The sequence below is a fragment of the Corynebacterium propinquum DSM 44285 genome (assembly GCF_000375525.1).
In the GTDB taxonomy this organism is placed as follows: Bacteria; Actinomycetota; Actinomycetes; order Mycobacteriales; family Mycobacteriaceae; genus Corynebacterium; species Corynebacterium propinquum.
Genome location: NZ_AQXC01000002.1, coordinates 162,268 through 187,022 on the forward strand (window position 1 = coordinate 162,268; position 24,755 = coordinate 187,022).

23 protein-coding genes are annotated in these 24,755 nt (G+C 56.8%); 16 read left to right on the forward strand and 7 right to left on the reverse strand.

Annotated features, from left to right (window positions below):
- Positions 1–44 precede the first annotated feature (44 nt).
- The 5 genes from B142_RS0102785 (at position 45) to B142_RS0102805 (ending at position 4,942) form a co-directional block, all read left to right on the forward strand.
- Complete coding sequence (locus B142_RS0102785) at positions 45–896, forward strand: ABC transporter ATP-binding protein (RefSeq protein WP_018120026.1); 852 nt, start codon at positions 45–47, stop codon at positions 894–896.
- Between the two features lie 21 nt (positions 897–917).
- Positions 918–1,799 (forward strand): NUDIX hydrolase, encoded by an 882-nt coding sequence (locus tag B142_RS0102790; protein ID WP_018120027.1) that lies wholly within the window; start codon positions 918–920, stop codon positions 1,797–1,799.
- 176 nt (positions 1,800–1,975) lie between these two features.
- Positions 1,976–2,779 (forward strand): electron transfer flavoprotein subunit beta/FixA family protein, encoded by an 804-nt coding sequence (locus tag B142_RS0102795; RefSeq protein WP_018120028.1) that lies wholly within the window; start codon positions 1,976–1,978, stop codon positions 2,777–2,779.
- A gap of 27 nt (positions 2,780–2,806) precedes the next feature.
- Positions 2,807–3,772 (forward strand): electron transfer flavoprotein subunit alpha/FixB family protein, encoded by a 966-nt coding sequence (locus B142_RS0102800; RefSeq protein ID WP_018120029.1) that lies wholly within the window; start codon positions 2,807–2,809, stop codon positions 3,770–3,772.
- Between the two features lie 48 nt (positions 3,773–3,820).
- Complete coding sequence (locus B142_RS0102805) at positions 3,821–4,942, forward strand: cysteine desulfurase family protein (protein WP_018120030.1); 1,122 nt, start codon at positions 3,821–3,823, stop codon at positions 4,940–4,942.
- A 4-nt stretch (positions 4,943–4,946) separates the two neighbouring features.
- Here B142_RS0102805 and B142_RS0102810 read toward each other — a convergent pair whose 3' ends face one another.
- The gene (locus B142_RS0102810; RefSeq protein WP_018120031.1) at positions 4,947–5,786 is read right to left on the reverse strand and encodes a spermidine synthase; all 840 of its coding nucleotides are present in this window, start codon (positions 5,784–5,786) and stop codon (positions 4,947–4,949) included.
- Between the two features lie 73 nt (positions 5,787–5,859).
- On the opposite strand from B142_RS0102810, the gene mnmA reads away from it, so the two are divergent.
- Both mnmA and B142_RS0102820 read left to right on the forward strand, forming a co-directional pair.
- Positions 5,860–6,951 carry a tRNA 2-thiouridine(34) synthase MnmA gene (mnmA, locus tag B142_RS0102815; RefSeq protein WP_026167782.1) on the forward strand — a complete coding sequence of 364 codons (1,092 nt, stop codon included), beginning with the start codon at positions 5,860–5,862 and terminating at the stop codon, positions 6,949–6,951.
- A 38-nt stretch (positions 6,952–6,989) separates the two neighbouring features.
- Positions 6,990–8,045, forward strand: coding sequence for a uroporphyrinogen decarboxylase/cobalamine-independent methonine synthase family protein (locus B142_RS0102820; RefSeq protein ID WP_018120033.1), 1,056 nt, complete (start codon positions 6,990–6,992; stop codon positions 8,043–8,045).
- Positions 8,046–8,061: 16 nt separating this feature from the next.
- On the opposite strand, the gene B142_RS0102825 is transcribed toward B142_RS0102820, so the two are convergent.
- Genes B142_RS0102825 through B142_RS0102835 form a run of 3 tightly spaced genes read right to left on the reverse strand, consistent with a single transcriptional unit; the run spans position 8,062 to position 10,104 of the window.
- Complete coding sequence (locus tag B142_RS0102825; protein ID WP_018120034.1) at positions 8,062–8,376, reverse strand: hypothetical protein; 315 nt, start codon at positions 8,374–8,376, stop codon at positions 8,062–8,064.
- Positions 8,376–9,422, reverse strand: a complete 1,047-nt coding sequence (locus B142_RS0102830; RefSeq protein ID WP_018120035.1) for a serine hydrolase domain-containing protein — start codon at positions 9,420–9,422, stop codon at positions 8,376–8,378. Before B142_RS0102830 ends, B142_RS0102825 begins: the two co-directional genes overlap by 1 nt.
- A 10-nt stretch (positions 9,423–9,432) precedes the next feature.
- Positions 9,433–10,104, reverse strand: coding sequence for a 3'-5' exonuclease (locus tag B142_RS0102835; RefSeq protein WP_018120036.1), 672 nt, complete (start codon positions 10,102–10,104; stop codon positions 9,433–9,435).
- 110 nt (positions 10,105–10,214) lie between these two features.
- Between B142_RS0102835 and ligA the strand changes: the two genes are divergently transcribed.
- Positions 10,215–12,293: an NAD-dependent DNA ligase LigA gene (gene ligA / locus B142_RS0102840; RefSeq protein ID WP_018120037.1), complete on the forward strand. Its 2,079-nt coding sequence runs from the start codon at positions 10,215–10,217 to the stop codon at positions 12,291–12,293.
- Here the strand turns inward: ligA and B142_RS0102845 are convergent.
- The gene (locus B142_RS0102845; protein WP_018120038.1) at positions 12,282–12,944 is read right to left on the reverse strand and encodes an ACT domain-containing protein; all 663 of its coding nucleotides are present in this window, start codon (positions 12,942–12,944) and stop codon (positions 12,282–12,284) included. The genes ligA and B142_RS0102845 overlap by 12 nt on opposite strands.
- A gap of 196 nt (positions 12,945–13,140) precedes the next feature.
- Here B142_RS0102845 and gatC point away from each other — a divergent pair, with 196 nt between their 5' ends.
- Both gatC and gatA read left to right on the forward strand, forming a co-directional pair.
- Positions 13,141–13,431, forward strand: a complete 291-nt coding sequence (gene gatC / locus B142_RS0102850) for an Asp-tRNA(Asn)/Glu-tRNA(Gln) amidotransferase subunit GatC (RefSeq protein ID WP_018120039.1) — start codon at positions 13,141–13,143, stop codon at positions 13,429–13,431.
- A gap of 60 nt (positions 13,432–13,491) precedes the next feature.
- Entirely contained in the window at positions 13,492–14,979 is a 1,488-nt protein-coding gene (gene gatA / locus B142_RS0102855; protein ID WP_018120040.1) for an Asp-tRNA(Asn)/Glu-tRNA(Gln) amidotransferase subunit GatA, read from the forward strand.
- Positions 14,980–14,988: 9 nt separating this feature from the next.
- Here the strand turns inward: gatA and B142_RS0102860 are convergent, their stop codons facing one another.
- Positions 14,989–15,312, reverse strand: a complete 324-nt coding sequence (locus B142_RS0102860) for a hypothetical protein (protein WP_018120041.1) — start codon at positions 15,310–15,312, stop codon at positions 14,989–14,991.
- Between the two features lie 182 nt (positions 15,313–15,494).
- Between B142_RS0102860 and B142_RS0102865 the strand changes: the two genes are divergently transcribed.
- The 4 genes from B142_RS0102865 (at position 15,495) to B142_RS0102880 (ending at position 21,174) form a co-directional block, all read left to right on the forward strand.
- On the forward strand, positions 15,495–16,901 hold the full coding sequence (locus tag B142_RS0102865) for a DHA2 family efflux MFS transporter permease subunit (RefSeq protein WP_018120042.1): 1,407 nt from the start codon (positions 15,495–15,497) through the stop codon (positions 16,899–16,901).
- A gap of 117 nt (positions 16,902–17,018) precedes the next feature.
- Complete coding sequence (locus B142_RS0102870; RefSeq protein WP_018120043.1) at positions 17,019–18,050, forward strand: 6-phosphofructokinase; 1,032 nt, start codon at positions 17,019–17,021, stop codon at positions 18,048–18,050.
- A gap of 82 nt (positions 18,051–18,132) precedes the next feature.
- Positions 18,133–19,650: an Asp-tRNA(Asn)/Glu-tRNA(Gln) amidotransferase subunit GatB gene (gene gatB, locus B142_RS0102875; RefSeq protein ID WP_026167784.1), complete on the forward strand. Its 1,518-nt coding sequence runs from the start codon at positions 18,133–18,135 to the stop codon at positions 19,648–19,650.
- 105 nt (positions 19,651–19,755) lie between these two features.
- Positions 19,756–21,174, forward strand: a complete 1,419-nt coding sequence (locus B142_RS0102880; protein ID WP_018120045.1) for a YkvI family membrane protein — start codon at positions 19,756–19,758, stop codon at positions 21,172–21,174.
- 156 nt (positions 21,175–21,330) lie between these two features.
- Here B142_RS0102880 and B142_RS0102885 read toward each other — a convergent pair whose 3' ends face one another.
- Positions 21,331–22,425 carry a glutathione S-transferase C-terminal domain-containing protein gene (locus B142_RS0102885; protein WP_018120046.1) on the reverse strand — a complete coding sequence of 365 codons (1,095 nt, stop codon included), beginning with the start codon at positions 22,423–22,425 and terminating at the stop codon, positions 21,331–21,333.
- A gap of 166 nt (positions 22,426–22,591) precedes the next feature.
- Between B142_RS0102885 and B142_RS11670 the strand changes: the two genes are divergently transcribed.
- Positions 22,592–23,434 (forward strand): HNH endonuclease family protein, encoded by an 843-nt coding sequence (locus B142_RS11670; RefSeq protein ID WP_018120047.1) that lies wholly within the window; start codon positions 22,592–22,594, stop codon positions 23,432–23,434.
- Between the two features lie 69 nt (positions 23,435–23,503).
- Positions 23,504–24,751: a DoxX family protein gene (locus B142_RS12825; protein WP_018120048.1), complete on the forward strand. Its 1,248-nt coding sequence runs from the start codon at positions 23,504–23,506 to the stop codon at positions 24,749–24,751.
- Positions 24,752–24,755: the final 4 nt, after the last annotated feature.

Genomic DNA, 24,755 nt, shown 5'->3' on the forward strand with positions numbered 1-24,755 from the left:
GTCTGCATAGCGTGAGAAACGTCAAGAAAGAGACGATTGAGATTATGACTTCTACGTCCGGAGCCACAGAGCCTACTACCAGCGAGGATTTGCTCATTGATTTCCGCGATGTCGCCTTGCGCCGTGGCGGGAATACGTTGGTGGGGCCGGTTAATTGGCAGGTCGAGTTAGACGAGCGCTGGGTAATCATCGGGCCGAATGGCGCTGGAAAGACTTCGTTGGTGCGTATGGCGTCAGCGGAGGAATTCCCGTCAGCGGGAACAGCGTTTGTGATGGGGGAGAAATTTGGTGCCGCCAATATGCGCGATGTCCGCGCGATGGTCGGTATTTCTTCTGCAGCGTTAGCGAATCGGATCCCGGCTGGTGAGCGTGTCGACGACCTGGTGGTTTCGGCTGGATATGCGGTCTTGGGGCGCTGGCGCGAAGACTATGAATCGCTCGATTTCGAGCGGGCCTACGATATTTTGGACCAGGTGGGTGCGTTTCACCTGATGAAACGCACTTGGGGCACGCTGTCGGAAGGTGAGCGCAAGCGTGTGCTGCTGGCCCGTGCGTTGATGACTGACCCGGAGTTGTTGATTCTCGATGAGCCATCAGCCGGAATGGACTTGGGCGGACGCGAGGATCTGGTTGGGTATTTGGGGGATCTGGCGATGGACCCGGATGCACCAGCGATTGTGATGATTACCCACCACGTGGAAGAGATTCCGGAAGGCTTTACCCACGCATTGTTGTTGGATGAGGGAGAGGTGGTCGCCCAAGGTTTGCTTGACGACGTTCTGACCTCCGAAAATCTGACGAAAGCCTTCCACCAGCCGATTCAGGTGGACCGGTTGGGCTCACGCTTTTTTGCCCGGCGTGCTCGCCGGGGCCGTGGTTCGCACCGCGCAGGCTAGTAGCAGCGAGGTGACACAATAATGCCGGAATTTCCTGCGCATTCGCAGTTTCATTGTCAGCACCAATCCGATCAGGTGGATGCCATTAACCCGGAAGATATGACGGGTTATCAGGGGGCACGGCTGGCAGCCACCGTGTTATTGGTCCGGGATGGCGTGCAGGGCCTCGAGGTATTTGCGCAAGAGCGCGTGTCCACGATGCGGAATTTCCCGGGGATCACAGTTTTTCCGGGCGGAGGGGTGGATTACCGCGATTTCCCCGCCCGATCGTGGAATTCCGGTGAGCATTGGTGTGGCCCGTCGGCGGTGTCGTTGGCGCGGCGGATGGAGACCAATAAATATAAGGCACATGCGCTGGTTTTTGCTGCAGTCCGTGAGCTATTCGAAGAATCTGGCGCGTTGTTGGCGGTGCATGGCGACGGTGCCCCGATTGCGAATGTGGCTCCGTATGATTATGCGCGGCGCCGCTTGGAATCGCACGAGATTGCGTTGTCGGATCTGATGCAGGAACATGATCTCAAAGTGCGCTCGGATTTGCTGCTTCCGTGGGCTCGTTGGGTTGGAAAATCGGATCGTACGCAGTTGTGGTTCGATACGTTTTCTTTTGTCGCGCGTGTGCCGGATGGGCAGTGCCCGGCACCAGACCCGGGCGGGGAAGCTGAGGACGCGAATTGGTTTTCGCCGCAGTTGCTTCTCGACGGCTGGCGGGCAGGTTTGGTGCGTTTTGTCTTGCCGACGTGGGCGCAGCTGCGCAAACTCGCTGATTGCGCGACGGTGGCCGATGTGATGCAGATGGCGCGTGATACCGTCATTCATCCTATTGTCGGGAAAGGTTGGCAGGACCCGGCGTATCGTGAATTCTTGGAGTACCAACCGGAAGATCGTATTGGCAGGATGGTGTGAGACCGCATGAATCTAAACTATCCTGATCTGTCTAGGAAAACTAGACTGAGTGGTACAGTTGCGCTTGGTGGTCTGAGACACCTTAATAAACGGAACAAACGACATACACGAAATACATAACGTGCGCCTTCGATTCGTTGACGCACGAAACGGCAAAGAAAGGTAGGTGGCAGAAAATGCCCACCATCGTGGTTTTGGTGAAGACTGTGCCGGATACCTGGTCCACGAAAACGCTACGTGATGATGCCCGCTTGGATCGGGAATCCGTCGATGTGATCGTCGATGAAATTAACGAATTTTCGGTGGAACAAGCGCTGCGCATTCGGGAGGATGCAGGCAAGCAAGGTACCGAATACCAGGTGGTTGCGCTGAGCATGGGCCCAGCACACCACGAAGAAGCCCTGCGGAAAGCCATCGCGATGGGTGCCGACGATGCCGTGCACGTGAGCGATGAGGCTTTGGGGGGCAGCGATGCGTTAGGAACCGCATTTGCTCTGCACAGCGCATTGGAATCGATTGATGACGTGCAGCTGATCATTGGCGGTAATTATTCCTCTGATGGTTCCACCGGTACGGTGCCAGGGTTGGTGGCAGAATTCCAGGAGATTCCAGCGTTGACCGCGGTGCATGAGCTTACTGTCGACGGTGGCACCGTGTCTGCAACCCGCGAAGATAACCGTGGCACCTGGCAGCTCTCGGCGAACCTTCCTGCTTTGGTTACTGTGACAGATAAATCCGCAAGCCCACGTTTCCCGAAGTTTAAAGGCTTGCGCCAAGCAAAAAAGCACGAGATTACCACCGTCGACATTGCTGGTATTGGCTTGGATGCGGATATGGTTGGCGGCGAGAATGCGACCACGCGGGTACTCGAGCATAAAAAGCGCCCACCGCGAACCGCCGGTGCTGTGATTGATTCCGGTAGCCCGGAAGAGCAGGCCCGCCAGATTGCCGACTACTTGGCCGAAAACAACCTTATTTAACGACGCGACTGAGGGAGTATCACTGCTATGTCACACGTGTATGTGCTGGTAGAACACGAAAATGGGCAGATTAGCCCGGTAACGCAAGAACTGTTTACCGCAGCTCGTGCGCTGGGATCGGTTCGCGCGGTTGCCGTGGGTACACCGGGCAGTTGCGACGGACTTGTCGACGGACTGGCCAGCGCCGGTGCGGAAAAGATTTATTGTGCGGAAGTCGCAGATTATGACCAGCGATTGGTTATGCCAGAGGTGGAAGCGCTGAGCGCGCTTGCTGCTGCGGACCCGGCGCCGATCGTGGTCTCCGCGAATTCTGCGGGCAATGAAATCGTCGGCCGGTTGGGTGCGCGCTTGGCTTCCGGGATTCTTGCCGACGTCGTCGGAATCAATGCCGATGGTTCAGCCGTGCACTCGATTTTCGGCGGTTCGGTTGAGGTGCTCGCCCAAGCCGAAGGCGATTGTCCGCTTTATAGCCTGCGCCCGGGTGCTGTCGACGCCGAGGCTAGCCCGGCGAAGGGCGCGGGCATCGTCGAGAAATTCTCGGTGGATGGTGCTGCCGACAACGAGGTTCGCGTGGAATCGTTTACTCCGGCTGTCAAGGGGGATCGCCCAGATCTGCTGCAGGCGAAAAACATTGTTGCCGGTGGCCGGGGTGTCGGTTCCGCGGAGAATTTCGCCGAAGTCATAGAGCCGCTTGCCGATAGCCTGGGTGCTGCAGTTGGCGCTACCCGTGATGCCGTCGATGATGGTATGTATGCGCCTGCCCACCAGATTGGCCAGACGGGTGTGACTGTGAGCCCGAAGCTGTATATCGGTGTCGGTATTTCCGGAGCGATTCAACACTTGGTGGGTATGCAGACCGCGGAGCACATCATCGTCGTCAACCAGGATGCCGATGAGCCGTTCTTTAGCGTCGCCGATTTAGGCGTGGTAGGCGATTTGCACGAGATCGCGCCGGCTTTGACTGCGGAATTGCAAGCCCGCGCACGCAGCTAATCCTACATGGCGCTGGCACGCGTTGAGCTAGCAGCTAGGCTGGGGTCTATGACTTATCTCGATCATGCTGCCACAACACCCATGCGTCAATCAGCGATTGATGCGTGGGTGGAAGCCTCCGGTGCATTGAACCCGAATGGCCAGTATGCGGCGGGACGGCAGGCCCGCAGCGTGCTGGATTCTGCCCGCGAGACCGTCGCGGAGCTTTTGGGTTGCGAGCCCATCGAGGTGATTTTTACTGCTTCTGGCACGGAGTCAGACAATATCGCACTGCAGGGGTTGTATGCGGCGAGTGAATCCAATCGGATCATCGTTCCGGCCGCGGAACACTCGGCGGTTCGCGATGTCGCTGGCATGCTCGCGGGCCGTGGAGCGCAGGTTGTTGATCTACCGGTCGACGGTGCTGCCCGCGTGTGTGATCTTTCGCCGCTAGATACCCCGGCTGCACTTGCGACGTGTATGTACGCCAATAATGAGGTCGGCAGCATTCAGCCGATTGCAGAAATTACCCAGCGCGCGGCAGCGGTGGGCACTCCGGTCCATGTTGATGCAGTCCAAGCCGTCGGCAAGCTGCCGATTAATTTCCATGAGTTGCAGGCAACGACTCTCGCGGCTAGCGCGCACAAATTTGGTGGCCCGCGCGGTACTGGTCTGTTGCTGGCTCAGCGCACTCCGGCGCCGAAACCGGTGTATTTTGGCGGCGGCCAAGAACGCGGGATTCGTCCGGGAACAGTCAACGTTGCAGGCGCAGCAGGTTTGGCGGCAGCGTTGCAGGAATCATTGCGGGAACACGAACGCGAAGCTGCCCGTCTGGCGCGCCTGCGCGACAAATTACGCACGTTTATTACTGCGCACATCGACGATGTGGTGGTTAACACGACGGAGCCTGCTTTGCCGACGCATCTGCATGTGTCTTTCTTGGGCACCGATGGCGATAGTCTGATCATGCTCTTGGATCGCGCGGGGGTTGCGGTCTCGACTGGTTCGGCGTGTGCAGCTGGTGTGAACCGCGTAAGCCATGTTCTTGAAGCGATGGGCGCGGATGATGCCCGCGCTCGCGGCGCGCTGCGCTTTAGCCTGGGGTATACCACGACCGAAGACGACATCGATGCTGTTTGTCAGCAACTACCGGAGATCATCGAGACAGCGCGCAAGGTTTCTGAGCTCTAACCTGCTATTCCCGCGACCAGTTCTGAGTCTGGTCAGCATCGAGGTACTGCGCAGGGACTGCTCCACGCAGTAGCACGCTGCGTAATTGGTCAGCAGCCGGACTGCCTGCCTGTGGCAGCTGTGCATCCGTAGCTACCAGCACCATATTGCCCCCACTGCGCCCCTGTAGGGTTCCAGCATCACTGATCACAGCCACCTCCGCGAAGAACTCCTGCAATCGCGCAATCTCGGCGCGTGCGTCGTGAACCCCACTGCGCGCACCACAGTTTGCCAGATATAGTCCGCCGGGGGTCAGTGCCTGATAAACCTGCTGTGCAAACTCCGTGGTGGTGAGCGCCGACGGCGTGCTATCACCGGAAAATACATCGCGGATGACGATATCGCGGCTTTCAGCGGTAAAACTTGCTGTAACTTCTGCAGCATCGCCGGGCCGGATTTTTACCGTTGGTGAGCGCGGAATATCGAACCAGTCGCGTACGTATTCGCCCAACCGGGTATCGAGTTCTACCACGGTATGCCGGGATTGCGGCCAGCGCCATGCTAAATAGCGTGCCATGGAACAGCCAGCCCCGCCCAGGTGGGTGACTCGGAGGCGGTTGGTATCCCACCCGTGCCTGCCAAGAAAATCCTCGATGGCTGCAGCAAACCAACGCATGTACGCAAAGTCCAAATATTCAGGTTCTCCGATAACGACGTGCGAGCTGGGAACTCCATTGACGTAGAGGTAAAAACCATTGTCGCGGAAGGCATCGGGTTTGATTTCTGCATGCCCTGTGTCGATTACGTACCGCCCGACGATGGAGTCAGTATCCCGCACCTGATTTTTTGCCCGCTTGCGTCCCATAGCGCGCTATTCTACGGGGCTTGTCGACGTTCGAGCTAAGCCCGGCTTTGACACTGGGCTTACACTATGAAACATGCGAGTTTTGGTAGCAATGTCCGGCGGCGTCGATTCTTCAGTGGCAGCCGCACGCGCGGTTGAGGCAGGCCACGATGTAGTTGGCGTTCATTTGGCTCTGCATCAAGACGCCCAGCAAACCCGCGAAAAAGCCCGCGGTTGCTGCTCGTTGGAAGATGCTGCTGATGCCCGTCGCATTTGTGACAAGCTGGGCATTCCGTACTACGTGTGGGATTTTTCCGAGCGCTTTAAGGAAGAAGTTATTGATGACTTCGTGGAATCCTACGCGATCGGTGAAACCCCGAACCCATGTTTGCGCTGTAATGAGAAAATCAAGTTCCGCGCGCTGTTGGAAAAGGGCATGGCCTTAGGCTTTGATGCTGTTGCCACCGGGCATTATGCCACCATCGACGACGACGGCTATATGCGCCGTTCACCGGACCAGAACAAAGACCAGTCCTATGTGCTGGGCGTCATCAGTGCCGATGAATTGGCGCACTGCATGTTCCCGGTTGGTGATACCCCGAAGCCGCAGATCAGAGAAGAAGCAGCCCGCCACGGGTTTTCTACGGCATCCAAGCCGGATTCCTACGATATTTGCTTCATCCCGGACGGGAAGACGCAGGCTTTTTTGGGCCGTTCGATTGGCATGCGCCCTGGCATGATCGTCGACAAGAATTCTGGCGAACAGCTGAAAGAGCATGATGGTGCTTGGAATTATACGATTGGCCAGCGCAAGGGCCTGGATATTAAAACTCCGGCCGCGGATGGTCGCCCGCGCTATGTCACCGATATTGATGCTGAAACCGGCACGGTTCTGGTGGGCTCGCGCGAAGACTTACGCATTCACACCATCGGTGCAGACCGGCTGAAATTCCTGCATCCAGCGATGGATGGTGAGCTGGAATGCTTGGTACAGGTGCGCGCGCATGGTTCGGTGGTGCCGTGTCGCGCGGTCATTGACCGTGAGGCCGATTTCATGCGCCTGGAGCTGCACGAGTCTTTGTCAGGTGTAGCGCGTGGCCAGGCTGCCGTGCTGTATTTACCGACTGATGATGGTTTGGGCGATATTGTGTTGGGCTCGGGCACGATCTGCGACACGGCCGCCTAAGGTCGTTTCACATTGTGGCAGCGACGAGTAAGTATTCCATGAAGCAGATGAATCGAACGGGGTATTGGGGGCTTGGTCCGCTGGCTGGCACTTCGATGGCGGCAGCGGGGGATATGGTCATCAGCGAATTCGGTGATCGGCTGCATCTACCCCAGTTGCCGCAGCGTGGCTTGGGTTCTGATGCGGTGGGCTATACTGCCGCGTTGCTGGAATCGCTGAGCGTGGATCGGGGAGCGCGCCGTTGGCAGTTGAAAGCTCGTCCGCAGCGGTGGTCGTGGTTTCTTCGCGATCTGCGGGCCCGTGATGCGGATGTGCTCGAAGAGGCCTGGCAACACCCGGGCGGGGTGATCAAGGTACAGGTTATGGGGCCGGTGAGTTTGGCTAGCCAAATTGAGCTGGCTGGCGGCCACCGGGTGCTGAGCGATCGTTCCGCGTTATTCGATCTTGCCGACGCCTTGGCCGTTGGCGTTGCCAATTTTCGCGCAGATATCGCCCGGAGATTTTCTGCTTCCACTGTGCTCCAGCTCGATGAGCCGTATTTAGCTCGCTGTGTGCGTGGTGCTATTCCTGGTGCTACCGATTATCACCAGATAGCCCCACTTGCTTCCGATGATGCTGCGGCGTTGCTGGCACGGTGTGCAGGCGGAGCAGTGGATTATCTTAATGTCTCGGATGCGGATCATGGTCCGCTACGCCACGTGATTGCTCAGGTAGTTCGCGAACATCGTGATCAAGTTACCGAAGGCGCGGCAGCTGGTGGAGTTCGTGAAATCATCGTGGACCAACGCTGTGTGACTGGTACCGCGAAGCTGGATCAGCTTGCGGAGTTGGTGGAATCTGGCATGCGGGTGGGGTTGGCATGCGTACCGGCAGACATGGTCTGGGATGACCGGGGAGAAAATCCCCGGAGGCAAGCGATTTCTGTTGCGCGCTTGCTCGATACCCTTGGTATTGATCGGGTTTTTGGTGCAGGCGTACTTGATATCTGCCCACAGCCGGGGTTACCGGGAGATAACACCCTGGATTGCGCACGCACTTACCGGCTGACCGCGGAAATCGCGCGTATGCTTGCCGACGATAGTGGCGACCTGTAGCTGCGCGCTGCTGAATTTAATTGCGCGACGTTGCCGATTTTTTCTCAGCACGAGCCCCTGCGTTGGCGCCCACCGATTGGCGTTCCAGCATGTGGTAGACGATAAGCGTGACCGACGCTGCCATCAGCGCAGCCAACCCCCACCAGACCCAGATGGGTACCACGGAATTCCAGGCGACGACGTAGGCAATGAACATCGTCAATCCGATATTGATCAGCAGGTTGATGATTTGGATGGAGATGGCGCCCGTTTTCTCCCGTGCCTTCCATGCGGCGAAGCCCCAGTTGAAGATCAGCAAAAATACCAGGATGAGGTTGATAATTGCGGACATTAGTGCACTTCCTCTCCTGCTAGCTGTAATCCGATTTGTTCCACACCACGCGGGGTATTACCTGCGACAAAGGCAGCGCGGCCCGTTTCTGGGGCAATGACCAGCATGCAGGAATAGCCACCGGTTTGCCCGTTGTGCCATCCTGCGTTGTTGTTGCTGTTGTTGCTGCTGGCGTTGTTGTCGTTGTCGCTATCCTGTGCCGAAGCGGTGCGGGCCCAGCCGTAATCTGGTAGCCCTTTGTCCAGGAGGTATTCGGCGAATCGCGCCATATCGGTGGCGGTGGAGCGCACCATGCCCGCGGGTGCGTAACCTTCCGTTACCCATGGCTGGGCGTGCCGCCCATTGTTGAGTAGCCCGGCTGGTTCATCGTCGGGAAGTGGTTCATTGGCTACGAAAGTATTGTGCATACCTAATGGCTGGAGTAGCACATCGTGCAGCATCTCCTCGTAGGTGGTGTCGGCATTTTCTGCTAGTGCCCAGCCGAGTAGCGCGAAACCGAGGTTGGAGTATTGTTCTTCTCCGCGGTTTTCTAACTCTTCTATGCCATTGGCGGCAGCAACAACGTCGTCACGCCCAATGCCGTCGTAGGGGTTGGTACCCAATACAGAAAAGCCCAGGTTTGCGGTAAATCCGACGCCCGCGAGCCGGGGCAGCCCGCCAGTGTGGTTGACGGCTTCTTCTAGCGTCACCGACGCCACTGGATCAGCGAGCTCGTCGATTAGCTCACCCAGCGTGGTTTCTAATTTCACCGCGCCGTTGTCGATTTCGTGACGCAGTAGTTCAGCCGTCAACATCTTCGTGACCGAACCAATTTCCACCTCGGTCTCGTTATCAGCGCCCCAGCCGGCATAGTTGGTGACACCGTCCTCGATGGTCATAGCCGCAAGCTGGTTGTGCCCGGGAACGGAGAGCTCAGCTAATTCGGTAGCTAGTTGTTCATCGCCGGTTGCTTGGTTCGCCAGTGCAATACGTTGCGGGCCCAGCATAATGGCACCCGCCAGCACTGCCGCCCCGGCAATGAGCGCGGTCACGAGTGATTTTTTCATGCTTACCAGCCTAACCTTGCATCGGCCATGACGTCGCTACCGACGAGGCATCCCGGTCGCGCGAGGCCAAATAGCGTTTGAACTCAGTTTGCATCTCGTAATAGCCCACGGCTTGATATTCCATCAGCTCGCCATCATCTAGCTTCGCCAATTCCGGAAAGCGTTGGTTCACTTGCTTCCAGGCAATCCGGGCCGCAGCCATCGCATCGGCGGTGGCCTCGTGCGCATTATCCAATGGCACGCCGTATTCTTCGCAGACTTTGCCCAACGTGCGCGGGCCTTTGCGGTATTTATCCTTCAGCTTGTCGACGACGAACGGATCAAACACCGGCCCAGTCACCGTGAAATCCTGATCCAAACTCCGCAGCACCGTCAAGTCATAATTCGCGTTATAGACAACCAATGTTTTGCCTTCTTCCCACCCTTTTTTGATCGCCGCGATGGTATCTGCGAGCACTTCGTCATGGTTGCGGCCATGCTCCCGGGCATACTCGGTGGTAATACCATGCACGTCGACGGCTGGTTGTGGAATCTCGATTTCCGGATCCGCCAGCATTTCCTGCGAATCCACGGTTGAGCCTTCGATCGAGACCAGGGCAGAGGTGACAATCCGGGCCTCCTGCGGAATATTGGAGGTTGTTTCCAAATCGAAGGCTAGCATGCGGGAAGCGTTGAAACTCATGACTTACAGCCTAGACACACAGGCGCACACACCGGCGCACTGGTTCGAACACCCAGCGAAACCACAGCATCTATTAGACGCCCATGAGACACCTATTAAACTAGGCGCACGTGAGTGATTTTGATGAAGCAGGATTGCGTCGCCGCTGGAACGAGCTTGCCGACGAAGTGCGCTACCACCGCGAACGCTATTACAACGAGCAACCAGAAATCCCAGATGCGGAATTCGATGCGTTGCTTCGTAAGCTTGCAGAATTAGAAAAGCAGCACCCGCAACTCGCGGTGCCCGATTCACCAACCATGGAAGTCGGCGCACCCGTCCCGGAAGAATCCAGCTTTGCCAATGTTGATCACCTCGAGCCGATGCTCAGCCTGGATAATGCTTTTACCGACGACGAGCTCCGTGATTGGCTCGCGCGTACGCCAGCTCCTGCGTATCTGACCGAACTGAAAATCGACGGTCTGTCGGTGGATCTGGTCTACCGCAACGGGCAGTTGGAACGCGCAGCCACCCGTGGCGATGGCACCACAGGGGAGGACATTACCGTCAACGCCCGCGTTATCGACGATATCCCACACGAGCTCACCGGAACCGACGAATACCCGGTCCCGGAACTTATCGAAATTCGCGGTGAGGTTTATATGAACCCCGAAGACTTCGCCGCCATCAACGAAGAACGCGTCCGGCTCGCCGAAGAAAAAGGTAAGAAGCCAGAGACGTTCGCTAACCCGCGCAACGCGGCGGCCGGTGGGCTGCGCATGAAAAACACCGAAGAAGTGAAAAAACGTCGGCTGCGCATGATCGCCCATGGCCTGGGCGCCCGGGAAGGCTTCGCGCCGGGCTCGCAGTGGGATGCGTATCAAGCGTTGGAGGCGTGGGGGCTTCCGGTTTCGCCATACACCAAACGCGTGGAAACGAGCGCCGAGGTACTTGAGCAAGTCTCGTACTGGGGTGAGCATCGTCATGATGCTTCTTTCGAGATGGATGGCCTGGTAGTCAAGGTTGATGACTTGTCTACACAGCGTGGTCTGGGCGCTACTTCGCGCGCTCCGCGATGGGCAATTGCTTATAAGTATCCACCAGAAGAAGTCACCACCAAGCTATTGGGTATTGAGGTGGGCGTCGGCAGGACCGGACGTGTCACTCCTTATGCGGTGATGGAGCCGGTCTTTGTTGCGGGAACCACCGTGTCGATGGCGACTCTGCACAACCAAACGGAAGTGAAGCGCAAAGGGGTGTTGGTCGGCGATACCGTGGTCATCCGCAAAGCCGGTGAGATTATTCCGGAAGTGTTGGGTCCAGTGACCGCGCAGCGCGACGGCAGCGAATACGAGTGGTCTTTTCCGAAAGAATGCCCCTCGTGCGGCAGCATCCTGGCGCCGCAAAAAGAAGGCGATGCTGACTGGCGGTGTCCGAATGCACAGTCGTGCCCGGCGCAGCTGGGTGCGCGCTTGGAATACCTGGCTTCCCGTAAAGCTTTCGACATCGAAGCACTCGGCGAAAAAGGCGCCCATGATCTGATCGCCAGTGGTGTGGTGGTCGATGAGTCTGACCTGTTTGCTATCGACGAAGTCGCGCTTACGAAATCCAGCGTCTACACCCGGCTGGACAAAGAGGACAAGACGAAACGCGTGGTCAACGCGTCCGGCGAGAAGCTTCTGGAAAACCTCGAGACCGCACGCCAGGCGGATTTCTGGCGCGTGCTTATCGCGCTGTCGATCCGCCACGTCGGGCCCACTGCGGCGCGGGCATTGGCGACGCGCTTTGGCTCCATGCAGGCGCTGCGGGAGGCCGACGTCGACAAGATCGCTGATGTGGATGGCGTTGGAATGACGATCGCGAATTCGTTGCAGGATTGGTTCGGTGTCGAATGGCATCGTGCGATCGTGGATAAGTGGGCCGAGGCCGGTGTGACGATGGAAGTCGAGGCTGACCAACGCGTGGAGCAGACGCTGGAAGGCCTGACGATTGTGGTTACCGGAACGCTGGAGGGCTTTAGCCGCGATAGCGCGAAAGAAGCCATCGTTTCCCGGGGTGGAAAAGCCACCGGTTCGGTCTCGAAAAAGACCAATTACCTGGTGGCTGGGGAAAATGCGGGCTCGAAAGAAACCAAGGCGCGTGATCTGGGCGTGCGAATCTTGTCGGAAGCAGAATTCGTGCAGCTTCTCGACGGCGAATTAATCGATTAACTTTCCCAAGATATTGCCCAGATGCCCAAGGTGAACCACTTCGCTGGCCAAGTAATCTGGGCCGCCAGCTCGGCCGATAATTAGTACCAGGCCACTGTCGCCCAGTGGAGCGCCGGCGAGTGCGGAATCGAGGATGCGCCAGGAATCTGGGATCCAGTCTTCACTCTCGGCAATCAGCACTCGGGCCGCGGTGATGTCAATATCGGCGGGGATGGAGCCATCATCTTCCGGCGCCGCACTCGAGGCGGCCACACGTGTGATCTCGTTCGTGGTATCAACGATGATCGCCCAGGAAGAAGTCAGGGCTTTGGGGAAAACTGAGACGAAATCTTGAAGCGAGGTGCGTAGGCTTCCACGGCTGGTTGCCAGCTCTGACAGCATCTCAATTTGGCCCCGCCGGTCTACTCGGCCGGAAAATGGGCGAATCGAATCGACCTCCACACCATCCACGGAATTGGCTGCCGTGATGAGGGCATCGGCCATGACTCCTTGGGGTAAATCGACAACGATATCGTCCATGACCGCATCAGCGGAAAACGATTCGATGATGTCGACGGACTGGATATTGCCGCCAGTTTGGCCGATGGCGTCGGCTAATTGTCCGAGCGCTCCGGGGGTATCCGGGAGCAGGACACGGATCAAAAACGACATGAGTTGTTGCCACCACTTTCTGAGCGTCTAGTTCGCTGTCACTATCCTAGCAATCTGGCACGTCACTTTGGGGGCAAAAACAGTGCTTTGCAGTCTCACGTACCAGACTCGCAGGCGTTGGTTAATCGATGGGTCCAGTGGCGTAGCATAGTACGGAAGAAAAAGGATTCACGGATATCGAAGGATTGAATCGACTGTGTCAGAAATTTCCCGCGAGAAAATTGAGCACTTGGCGAAGCTGTCCCGCCTGGCTTTGAGCGATGCAGAAATCGCTACTTATGCAGAACAGATTGACGGCATCGTCGATGTGGTATCAGCAGTACAAAACGTGGACACCACCGGAGTAGAACCAATGAGCCACCCGCATTCGGTGGACGCCGCGATGCGTCGCGACGAAGTAGTGCGCACACTGAATTCGGAGCAGGCCCTGGACCAAGCTCCGGATGCGCGCGACGATCGTTTCGTGGTTCCGAAGATTCGTGGTTAGTTCAGCGCACGAATACGAGCAGCTGACAAATTCTGAAAGAGCGACAGAGGTAGATAATTAATGACTGAATTTACGCGTCCACACGATGGCACCACCTCGGAAACCGCAGCGGATTTGGCGCAGCGCATCCATAATCGCGAGATCACCTCGCGGGAGGTTACCCAGGCATACTTGGACCGCATCAGCGAAACCAACGAGACGCTGAACTCGTTTTTACACGTTGGAGCCGACGAAGCGTTGGCCGCCGCCGATGCCGTGGACAAGGCTTTGGACAACGGCGAAAAGCCCGCTTCACCATTGGCGGGTGTGCCGCTGGCGCTCAAGGATTTGTTGGTGACTACCGACGCCCCCACCACAGCTGCCTCCAAGATGCTGGAAGGCTACCGCAGTCCATATGATGCGACCGTAACCCGGCGTCTGCGCGAAGCTGGGATTCCGATCCTGGGTAAAACCAACTTGGATGAGTTCGCGATGGGGTCATCGAATGAAAACTCGGCTTTTGGCCCAGTTCGAAACCCCTATGACACAGAACGTACTCCTGGTGGTTCCGGCGGTGGTACCGCGGCTGCGTTGGCATCCGGCCAGGCACCGTTGGGCATTGGTACGGATACCGGTGGTTCCATCCGCCAGCCGGCTGCGCTGACCAATACCGTCGGTGTGAAACCTACCTACGGCACGGTGTCGCGTTATGGCTTGATCGCGGCCGCATCCTCGTTGGATCAGGCTGGCCCGTGTGCGAATACCGTACTGGATACCGCGCTGCTGCATGAGGTCATCGCAGGTCACGACCCACACGATGCCACCAGCATCAACAAACCAGTTCCGGATGTCGTTGCCGCTGCCCGCGAGGGCGCACACGGTGATGTGACAGGCCTTAAAGTTGGCGTCATCAAGCAATTTGAGCGCGATGGTTGGCAGACTGGCGTGATGGATCAATACCGCAAGGCGGTGCAGACGTTGGTCGATAATGGCGCGGAAGTTGTTGAAGTTGATTGCCCTCACTTTGACGACGCATTGGCCGCGTATTACCTGATTATGCCGTGTGAGGTCTCTTCTAACCTGGCACGTTTCGACGGCATGCGTTACGGCAAGCGCGTTGGCGACGACGGTGAGAATTCCGCGAACCGTGTGATGGAGCTTTCCCGCGAGGCTGGTTTTGGACCAGAGGTCAAGCGCCGGATTATGGTCGGCACCTACGCGCTGTCCGTGGGCTACTACGACGCGTATTACCTGCAAGCACAGCGTATCCGTACGTTGGTGGCGCAGGATTTCGCTCGCGCATACGAAAAAGTCGACGTGTTGGTCTCCCCAACGACGCCGACCACGGCCTTCCCACTGGGGGAAAAGGTGGAAGACCCGACTGCGATGTACAACTTCGACTTGTGCACGTTGCCGTTGAACCTGGCTGGTGTGTGCGGTATGTCCGTGCCATCCGGCATGGCGGCCGATACCCAGTTGCCGACCGGCCTGCAAATCATGGCCCCGGCCTTCGCCGACGATCGTTTGTACCGCGTCGGTGCAGCCTATGAGGCTTTGACGAGCAACTAGCTTGCGTCGTTATTTCCTGTCGGAGATGGCGTAGGCCGCCCCAGCGGTAGCTGCGGTGACTACGCCTACTGCTGGCCAGGAACCGATTTTCTTTGCCAGTGGGTGTGATAGACCGAAGGCGGCCACGTAGCCGCCGAGTAAGCCAGCGGTGGTAGCTGGGCTGGTTTTTGCGGCCCAGGAACGAGCTGCCCAGTAGCCTGCAGCGCCCAGTACGACGCCGCCGAGTGGTCGGATTCCGGTTTGCACGGCGGTGAGGTAGCCGCCCACCAGGCCGAATGCGGTCGTGGTTGCGGTAGATACTTCCTGTGGGGATTTCTTATCAATAAGTGCCATGCCTTTTAGTCTAGGCCTCTGGGCAGCGCGGTGCAGTCTGCACTGTCGTGGTCGCTGATTGGTGTCATAGCGATAGCAGATTCACACTGTTGCAGCAGCTGTTCCACGCTAGGATCGGCGGGGTGACTACCTCGCCCGATCCACGACAAGCATCTGTACAACCACAGAATTCTGCACACCAAATGACTTCTGCACAGCCGCCCCGTTCTGCTCCTGCAGATACGGTGCTTCCAGAAGCTCAAGCGTGGAAGGCAATGTTCGCCCTCTCGTTGGGCTTTTTCATGTCTTTGTTGGATCAGACTTTGATCGCGGTGGCAATTCCGAGCATCCGCCGGGCGTTCGATGCCACGTTGGCAGAAACTTTGTGGGTGTCGTCGGGGTACCTGTTATTCGTCGTCGTGCCGTTGCTATTTACCGGTCGTCTGGGGGACCGTTTCGGGCAACGCCGCTTATTCCGTATTGGCATCGCGGTTTTTGTTATCGGGGCGGTGGCTTCTGCTTTAGCTCCCACGATCGAACTATTGATTGCCGCGCGGTGCCTGCAGGGGCTTGGTGCTTCCATCCAAATGCCGCAGACGATGTCGGTGATCAACCGGGTATTTGCCCGGGAGCGTCGTGGACGTGCACTCGGCGTGTGGGGCATTATCGGTTCGGTTGCAGCGATAACCGGCCCGGTTTTGGGCGGTTTTCTAGTGCAATCTGCATCGTGGCACGCAGTTTTTCTGATTCAAGTTCCTTTCGGTGTTATCGCCATCGCCTTGGCCACTATCTGGGTGCCTCGGATGCCGACCTACGCACGCAATCTCGACCCGGTTTCTGTCGTGGTCTCGTTGGTGTCAATGCTGTTGGTCGTCGGTGCGATCCAACAAGCACCGGAAGCCAATTGGGCGTGGTGGATTTGGTTGCTGCTGGCTTTGGGCATTGCGGGATTGTTTGGCTTTATCAAGCTGCAAGGCAGTGCACAGGCGCGCGGCGTGGAAGCGATGATCCCGCTGTTTTTATTCCAGAATCACAATTATCGCCTGGGCATTATCATTATTTCGTGCATGGGATTTATGGCTGCTTCTCTGATGTTGCCGATCATGCTGTGGCTGCAAGATGGTCAAGACTTAGATTCTGGAACGGCCGGCCTTGTCATCGCCCCGATGGCATTGACCTCGTTGTTTGTCTCGCCAATCGCGGGCATTATGGCCGATAAATTTCACCCACGCAATCTGGTGGTCGCTGGCTTTAGCGTCATGTTGGCAGCCTGTGCGGCGTCGTGGTGGATCATGGCCCATGAACAACCAGTCTGGTGGCTGGCGATTGTTGTGAGTTTTTTGGGAATCGGACAATCATTTATTTGGGGCACGAATTCTGTGACGACGATGCGTGATGTGGAAGCTCCCATCATGGGGGCAGCATCAGGGGTATATAACACCGCGCGGCAGTTGGGTTCGGTGATGGGAGTATCTATCTTGTCGGCGCTGATGCAGATTACCGTCGCCGCGCAAGGCTTGGCCGTTGGTACCGCGAATACCGTGTTGTTGTTGGTCGTTGTGCTTGCCATTGGTTTGGTGACCTCGCTGTTTTATCGCAAGACCATCTAGACGATTGCGCCTGACTAGACACTGAGCTCATTGAGCTATCAGCTAATTCGATGCTGAGCACCGTAGGGAAGCCCACCACTTACTGACACCACGTCGCGGGTTGCCTACAGTAGAAGCATGCGCATTGCCACATTGACCTCGGGAGGCGACTGCCCGGGTCTGAACGCCGTTATCCGTGCCATCGTGCGCACGGCGAATCAAGAGCATGATTCCACCGTTGTCGGTTACCGCGATGGTTGGTTGGGGTTATTAGATGATGATCGGGTCGATCTCTACGACGACGATGCCATCGACAAGATCCTTGTCCGGGGCGGCACTATTTTGGGGACCGGTCGCCTGCACCCTGATATTTTCAAAGCCAATCTGGAAACGATTAAGGCGAATCTTGCCGACGCCCGCGTTGATGCCTTAATCGCAATTGGCGGGGAAGGCACGCTCAAGGGGGCAAAGTGGCTGGCGGATAATGGGGTGCCGGTGATTGGAGTGCCCAAGACCATTGATAACGATGTACTGGCCACCGATTACACCTTTGGGTTCGACAGCGCGGTAGCCGTTGCTACCGACGCGATTGATCGGCTGCACACCACCGCGGAATCGCACAAGCGGATTTTTCTGGTCGAGGTCATGGGGCGCCATACCGGGTGGATCGCTTTGCATGCGGGTTTGGCCGGCGGTGCGCATCATATTGTGATTCCGGAAGTGCCTTTCGATGTCAGCGAGATCACGAAGTCGATGGAACGGCGCTTTCAGATGGGCGAGAAATACGGCATCATTGTCGTCGCCGAGGGGGCGCAACCGCGACCTGGAACCATGGCGGTCGATGATAAAGGCGTCGACGAATTCGGCCACCGTCGCCTCGGCGGGATGGGGCAGTTAATTGGTGAGGAAATCTCGCGCTCTACTGGCTACGACGTGCGCACCACTGTGTTGGGGCATGTGCAACGCGGTGGCGTTCCCACGGCGTTCGACCGCGTTCTTGCCAGTCGGTTTGGCGTACATGCTACGCGTGCGGCGCACAGGGGCGAGTTTGGATCTTCAGTGGTGCTTCGCGGCGAATTTATCGAGACTGTTCCTTTGTCAGAAGTCGTCGCCAAGGTAAAAACTGTGCCGATGCAGCGTTATGAGATTGCCGAGGCGTTATTCGGCTAGCTTGCAGTCGGCTTGCTTGCGTTCGGCTAGATTGCAGCAACCCGGAAACCCTGTGCACGAAAGCGAGACAGAAACCATTACCATGGTGGCTATGACTGCTGCGATGTATGACTTGCTGGACTATGACGAAGTCCTAGAAAAATACGACCCGGTGATGGGCATGGAAGTTCACGTGGAATTGGGTACGGAAACCAAGATGTTTTCGACCTCTTCGGCCCATTTTGGTGATGAGCCTAACTCCAACGTGGATCCAGTTTCGCTGGGATTACCTGGCGCTCTCCCCGTCGTGAACGAGAAGGGAGTCGAATGGGCGATCAAAATTGGCTTGGCGCTGAATTGTCAGATTGCAGAATCGTCGCGGTTTGCCCGGAAGAATTACTTCTACCCGGATCAGCCGAAAAATTACCAGATCTCTCAGTATGACGAGCCGATCGCGTACGACGGCTACCTGGACGTGGTGTTGGATGATGGCACCGAATGGCGTGTTGAGATCGAGCGCGCCCATATGGAAGAAGATACGGGCAAATTGACTCACCTTGGCGGTGTTGATGGTCGTATCCACGGTGCTACTGCCTCGCTGGTTGATTACAACCGTGCTGGCATTCCGCTGATCGAGATCGTGACCAAACCAATTGTCGGTGCTGGTGAACGTGCCCCAGAGGTGGCCCGTGCTTATGTCACCGCCCTGCGTGAACTCGTCGCTGCGCTGGGGGTTTCTGATGCTCGCATGGACCAGGGGTCTATGCGCGTGGATTCCAACCTTTCGCTGCGGCCAAAGGGCAGTGAAGAATTCGGTACCCGCACAGAGACGAAGAACATCAACTCGTTGAAATCAGTCGAGCAGGCCGTGCGCTTCGAGATGCAGCGCCAGGCGTACGCACTGGACAACGGCGAGGAGATCGCTCTGGAGACCCGTCACTACCAGGAATCCGATGGCTCAACCTCCAAGGGACGCCCAAAAGAAACTGCCGAGGATTACCGCTATTTCAATGATCCGGATTTGCCTCCAGTTTCCGCCCCACGTGAATGGGTCGAAGAGATCAGGCAGACGCTGCCAGAAATGCCGTGGATTCGCCGCGCGCGTATTCAGGAAGAGTGGGGGCTCAAAGACAAAGAAATGCGTGATCTGGTCAACGCTGGGGCGTTGGACTTGATCATTGAAACCACTGAGCATGGTGCGAGTGCCGACGAAGCACGTGCCTGGTGGGTGTCCTACTTGTCTGGCAAAGCCAATGAAGCTGGTGTGGAGTTGGCAGCGTTGGAGATCACCCCGGCGCAGGTTGCTCGCGTCGTGGAGCTGGTTAAGGAAGGCAAACTGACCACCAAGTTGGGTCGCAAAGCCGTGGACGGAGTGCTGGAAGGCGAAGGAGACGTCGACGAGGTTGTCGCCAAGCGTGGCCTGGAGGTCGTGCGTGATGATGGTGCGATCGAGAAGGCCGTGGACGATGCGCTGGCCGAAAACCCGGATATCGTCGAGAAATACCGCGCTGGAAACACAAAGGTCACCGGTGCCATCGTCGGTGCCGTGATGAAAGCGACCCAAGGCAAAGCCGACCCAGGTCAAGTCAATAAATTGATCGCGGAAAAGCTTGCACAGTAGCTAATAGAGGCGAAAACAAAAACACACAATGCTGTGATGCGTGTATCGTAGGAACGTCAATCATCCGAAGACAGTTTTCTTAAGCAAAGAAAGAGCGATAATTCGGTGTCCTATAAACGCATTACAGGTATTGCCTTGTCCTTTGTGGGCCTCGTTGTCGGTGCGGGATTCGCCACCGGCCGTGAGGTCGTGCAATATTTCTCGTCCTATGGAATGTGGGGGCTGGCAGGTGCTGCGATAGCTGGCATCGTGATGGCGCTTGCCGGAACAGTTTTCCTGCAGCTGGGCAGCTATTTCCACGCCCGTGAACACCGGCTGGTGTTCAAGCGTACGACGCACCCAATCGTGTCGATCCTGCTGGATATCTCCGTAGTCATCACGTTGTTCTCCATTGGTTTCGTGATGCTCGCCGGCGCTGGCTCCAACCTGGAGCAGCAATTCGGTTGGCAGCCATGGGTTGGTTCCACCGTCATGCTGGGGTTGGTGCTTGTCGCCGGCATGCTGGATGTCAACAAAGTATCCCGAATCATCGGGCTGCTCACTCCGCTGATCATCATCGCGATTCTTGCCGTAGCGGTGTACACGTTCGTGAACTGGCCAGATGATGTCAACCTGGTCGCGCAACGGTCGGCAGAAATTGAAAGCCCTATTAGTAACTGGCTGCTGTCCGCGCTGAACTATAACGGCTTGGCGCTGATCTTGGCTGTATCGATGACGCTGGTTATCGGTGGCGACTACTTAGACCCACGTGAAGCCGGCTGGGGTGGCCTGTTCGGTGGTATTGCTTATGCCATCATGCTGGTACTGGCCACGATGGCCATGCTGTTCAACGCTGAATTGATCGACGGCACGTCGATCCCAATGCTCACCCTGGTTGCTGACATCAACGAGAACCTGGGCTTGGTCATGGCGCTGGTGATCTTCGCGATGGTCTTCAACACTGCCATCGGTATGTTCTACGCGCTGGGTAAGCGCTTGTCCGCTGGCCGTGAGAGTCAGTACCGCGTCATCTTCATCGTCGGGACCTTGCTGGGCTTTGCAGTCAGCTTCGTCGGCTTTGACACCTTGATGGAATACGTCTACCCGGTATTGGGCTACATGGGTATGGTCATGGTCGTCATCCTGGTTGGTGCGTGGGTTAAGTCCTTCGCACGGATTCGCGATGAGGCCACCAAGCGTGCTCGCCTGCGTCAGCTGATGTACCTGTCGTTGCACCCAGATAAAGAGCTGGAGAAGAAGCACAACGAGGAGATGCAGCAGTTGGTTGCTGAGTCCAACTTGGGTGATAAAGAGCTCTACAACTACGTCTCTGACGAAGTTGCTACCCAGCTGGATGAAGACGAAGACGTCGAGTTCAGCATTGGCGAGGACTACAAGTTGCTTGCCGACGAAAATCAGTTGGAGGCCAAGGAAGAAAAGAAGGCTGACACTTATGCGGATTCCCGTGCCCAGGATTCCGTCCGCCCGGCCGATGAGTCTCCATCCGAAAAGGATGAAAAGCAAAACAAGGCTGATAACAGCTAGCGTGCTGTAAAGAGTGCACGTGATGCCAGCGGCTAAACGTGCACGGTGTCGTGGTTTGTTCACTGGCTTTTAGCATTGAGCTCTAAGCCAGAAAAACAGGAACGCCCTGCGAGGATATATTCCTTGCAGGGCGTTTTCGCCATCTCGAATGGGGAATTAGTTGAACAGTTTCCGCTGTATTTGGGTGGGATTTTTAACTCGTTCTGTTTCTGGCACTGTCCCGGGCAGGCTAGTTCCTTCTGCGAATGGTGCGCCGGGAAGGTGATCGCGGCCGTGTGGTTGCGCCAAGCCGGAGATATCTGGCCCTGCAGGCACGGTCTGCATGGGGTTTACCTCGCGGTGCACGAGGTAGTAATGCTGCTTAATTTCGGTGAAGTCGGTGGTATCACCGAAGCCCGGCGTTTGGAATAGCTCACGCAGGTAGCCGTAGACGTTGGGCATCTCGCTGATTTTGTTGCGATTGGTTTTGAAGTGACCGTGGTAAACGGCATCGAAGCGGATGAGGGTGGCATACGCGCGGATATCGGTTTCGGTGATGTGCTCGCCCATGATGAACCGCCGCGTCGCCAAGCGCTTTTCCAACCAGTCGAGCACCTCGAAGACATCAGAATATGCCTTTTCGTAGGCATCTTGTGCCGCGGAGAATCCGGCGCGGTAGACGCCGTTGTTGAATTTCCGGAAGATAAATTCGTTGATTTTTTCCATCTCATCGCGTTGTTCTTCCGGTGGCAACAAATTGGGGGCACCGGTGCGGTGATAATCAGTCCACTGGGTCTGGAAATCCCGGACCATCGAGTTGAAATCGTTGGTTACTACCTTGCCGCTGGATTCTTCGACCAGTGCAGGCACCGTGATGCCGCGCGGGTAGTCCGGGAAACGCTTGAAATAGGCGTCTTGCAGGCGCGAAATGTGCAGCACAGGGTCGACTTTGCCGGGGTCGAGGTCAAAGGTCCAGGAACGTTTGTCGTGGGTTGGTCCTGCTAGACCTAAAGAGATGACATCTTCTAGCCCCAGCAGACGGCGCACGATCACCGCGCGGTGTGCCCAAGGGCAGGCGCGGGCAGCTACCAAGCGGTAGCGGTGTGGTTGTACCGGCCAATGTAGCGTCTCGTCGTTTGTGGCTTGCGGTTGTTCGGCGGTGACGGAGGCAACGACGCGATCTGCAATGTAGCTGGTATCGCGAGTGAATTCACCATCGGTTGCAGCATTCTGGGCATCGCCGGCCCAGTCGTTGTCGTTTTCTGCTGCCACGGTATTCCTCCTTGGCGTATCGAAAATATATGATGCATCAACTATATCATTGTCGTGTATACAAGCGGCAGCGCATGCGATGTGCTCAGCCATGGTTGGGCGAGGTGTTTCAGTGCTGTCTCACCGTTCCTGTTGAAACCCGAGCTTGTGCTACTGTGTGCAAATTATGTACGCAGGTAAAAAACTCACCGGCCTCGCTCTTGCAGGCATAGTCTCGGTTTTCCTCGCTGGTTGTTCGGATGTGGAATCTGCGCACGGCGATGGCTCACATGAGTCAGCGGTCTCCATGGCCACAACGGTGTCGACGGTCTCAACGACGGTTACAACCACTCAGGGTGCCCAAGCAACTGATGGGGCAGAAGAGCCGAGTGCACCTACTGCACCTTCAGCAGACAAAGACCTGAAGGATTCCTTCCCGCACGCAGAGCCGGGCGTGTATACCGATGACAGCCTCGATTACCGCGCCATGCACGCTGCACTTGAGATCAAAGGGCGGGCACCGAACTCGGATTATGACCGTGCTTTATTTGGCCAGCCGTGGAGCGATGACGTTAACGTCGCAGGCGGGCACAATGGCTGCGATACCCGGAATGATATTCTGCAACGCGATTTGGACGAGATTTCCATCCGCAACGGGACCCGGGGGTGTTTGGTCGAAAGCGGTCGGTTGGTCAGCCCATATTCCGGCGAGACCATCAATTTTCACCGTGGCGATAATCAGGTAGATATCGAGCACGTGGTTGCGCTTGGCGACGCCTGGGTGAAAGGAGCATTCCAGTGGGATGAAACCAAGCGCCGCGATTTCGCCAACGATCCGATCAACCTGCTGGCTGTCGATGCTTCCAATAACCGCGCGAAAGGTGCTGCTGATGCTGCTACCTGGCTGCCGCCGCACAAGCCGTTTCGCTGTGATTATGGGCGTATACAGGTCCACGTGAAATATGTTTATGATCTCTGGGTCACAGAAGCGGAGCATCAGGCGCTGCGTAACCTGTTGGACCAGTGCTAAAACAGGGAAAATCCCATCGTAGGCGGGTTGGTACCGGTTATACGCTGGGCTGTCGCATAAATTGGGGCCATGAGCGATGGTAAAAATAACCCAGATAAATCGAAGGCTAAGAGTAATTTCGCGCCCCAGCCCGACAAAGCGGATTTTCATGACGACGAGTTTGATGTTCCCACTTATAAGGGGCCGCAAACATCACAGAAAAAGTCTGCAGCAGATTCCGATGCTAAAACGGAAGTGAAAGCAGACTTTAAACGGGATGCCGAATCTGCATCGGAGGGACAACGCACCACGATTTTCCAGCGGGCCGGTCGAGCGGCGCCGCAGACCATTGAGCCGAATTCAGGTGCTAGCAGGAACCGTGCTGACAGTACTGGGCCTGGTAACGATTCCGAACCGACTACCCAATTTGCGCAGCAGAGTTCTGCAGCCGGAGTAGGTAGTTCGGAAAAGGCTGCGGCTTCTAGCGCTAATGGCGGTCCAGACGGTAACGACAACCAAGTAGACGCTGATTCGCAGCGTCCGGAATACCGAGACGAAGATTTTGCAACTACCGAGGTTATTGACCCTGCAGGAAAGCAGACTACGGTGCCGGTGGCGGCATCCGCTATCCCAAACCAGGCCGCACAATCGAACAACACACCGTCGAACAACATGCAGCCGGGACCTACCCAGCCGGGACAGCCGCATGATGGCCAGCAGCAATTCCCGGATGATGTGCCTTATGCGCAGGGCAATGGCATACCAAACGAAGAAGCAGCAGGTGCAGGTGCCATGGAGCACGCTGAACTAACCGAGACGCGTCGCGGCACTATCGACTTCGGGTTGTTCTTATTGCGTATTGTATTTTCGGCCTGGCTGATTATTCAGGCAGTGGGGACGTTTTTCTCCTTGGGCAACCACGAGGGCATCGCGGGCTTAGAATCCGAATTCTCTGCTTATAACCAGGACCACTTGTTGGCTATTTTGGTGCCGGCGCTGCAGCTGGCTGCTGGTATTTTCTTGCTGCTGGGTCTATTAGCACCGATTGCTGGCATGGTTGCGGTGACAGTGAGTGGTTTTCTGGCTGTGCACCAGCTTGCCGACGCGCAGGTTGGCCTCAATATCTTTAATTGGGAAGAAACCCTGTGGGTACCGGTCATGGTTGCCGCGATCGCGGTGGTTGTACAATTTACCGGTCCCGGTTTGTATGCGCTTGATGGTGCCCGTGGGTGGGCACGACGTCCGCTGGCATCGTCCTGGATTTTCGCGATCCTCGGAATCGCTGCTGTGGTTGCTGCGTGGTGGCTATTCGCAGGTACCAACCCGTTGGCCAGCTAAACAC

What these genes read in the sequence shown, in the direction of transcription:
- B142_RS0102785 (WP_018120026.1), top strand. Translation starts at nt 45, where the DNA reads ATGACTTCTACGTCCGGAGCCACAGAGCCTACTACCAGCGAGGATTTG.
- B142_RS0102790 (WP_018120027.1), top strand. Translation starts at nt 918, where the DNA reads ATGCCGGAATTTCCTGCGCATTCGCAGTTTCATTGTCAGCACCAATCC.
- B142_RS0102795 (WP_018120028.1), top strand. Translation starts at nt 1,976, where the DNA reads ATGCCCACCATCGTGGTTTTGGTGAAGACTGTGCCGGATACCTGGTCC.
- B142_RS0102800 (WP_018120029.1), top strand. Translation starts at nt 2,807, where the DNA reads ATGTCACACGTGTATGTGCTGGTAGAACACGAAAATGGGCAGATTAGC.
- B142_RS0102805 (WP_018120030.1), top strand. Translation starts at nt 3,821, where the DNA reads ATGACTTATCTCGATCATGCTGCCACAACACCCATGCGTCAATCAGCG.
- B142_RS0102810 (WP_018120031.1), bottom strand. Translation starts at nt 5,786, where the DNA reads ATGGGACGCAAGCGGGCAAAAAATCAGGTGCGGGATACTGACTCCATC.
- mnmA (WP_026167782.1), top strand. Translation starts at nt 5,860, where the DNA reads ATGCGAGTTTTGGTAGCAATGTCCGGCGGCGTCGATTCTTCAGTGGCA.
- B142_RS0102820 (WP_018120033.1), top strand. Translation starts at nt 6,990, where the DNA reads ATGAAGCAGATGAATCGAACGGGGTATTGGGGGCTTGGTCCGCTGGCT.
- B142_RS0102825 (WP_018120034.1), bottom strand. Translation starts at nt 8,376, where the DNA reads ATGTCCGCAATTATCAACCTCATCCTGGTATTTTTGCTGATCTTCAAC.
- B142_RS0102830 (WP_018120035.1), bottom strand. Translation starts at nt 9,422, where the DNA reads ATGAAAAAATCACTCGTGACCGCGCTCATTGCCGGGGCGGCAGTGCTG.
- B142_RS0102835 (WP_018120036.1), bottom strand. Translation starts at nt 10,104, where the DNA reads ATGAGTTTCAACGCTTCCCGCATGCTAGCCTTCGATTTGGAAACAACC.
- B142_RS0102845 (WP_018120038.1), bottom strand. Translation starts at nt 12,944, where the DNA reads ATGTCGTTTTTGATCCGTGTCCTGCTCCCGGATACCCCCGGAGCGCTC.
- gatA (WP_018120040.1), top strand. Translation starts at nt 13,492, where the DNA reads ATGACTGAATTTACGCGTCCACACGATGGCACCACCTCGGAAACCGCA.
- B142_RS0102860 (WP_018120041.1), bottom strand. Translation starts at nt 15,312, where the DNA reads ATGGCACTTATTGATAAGAAATCCCCACAGGAAGTATCTACCGCAACC.
- B142_RS0102865 (WP_018120042.1), top strand. Translation starts at nt 15,495, where the DNA reads ATGACTTCTGCACAGCCGCCCCGTTCTGCTCCTGCAGATACGGTGCTT.
- B142_RS0102870 (WP_018120043.1), top strand. Translation starts at nt 17,019, where the DNA reads ATGCGCATTGCCACATTGACCTCGGGAGGCGACTGCCCGGGTCTGAAC.
- gatB (WP_026167784.1), top strand. Translation starts at nt 18,133, where the DNA reads ATGGTGGCTATGACTGCTGCGATGTATGACTTGCTGGACTATGACGAA.
- B142_RS11670 (WP_018120047.1), top strand. Translation starts at nt 22,592, where the DNA reads ATGTACGCAGGTAAAAAACTCACCGGCCTCGCTCTTGCAGGCATAGTC.
- B142_RS12825 (WP_018120048.1), top strand. Translation starts at nt 23,504, where the DNA reads ATGAGCGATGGTAAAAATAACCCAGATAAATCGAAGGCTAAGAGTAAT.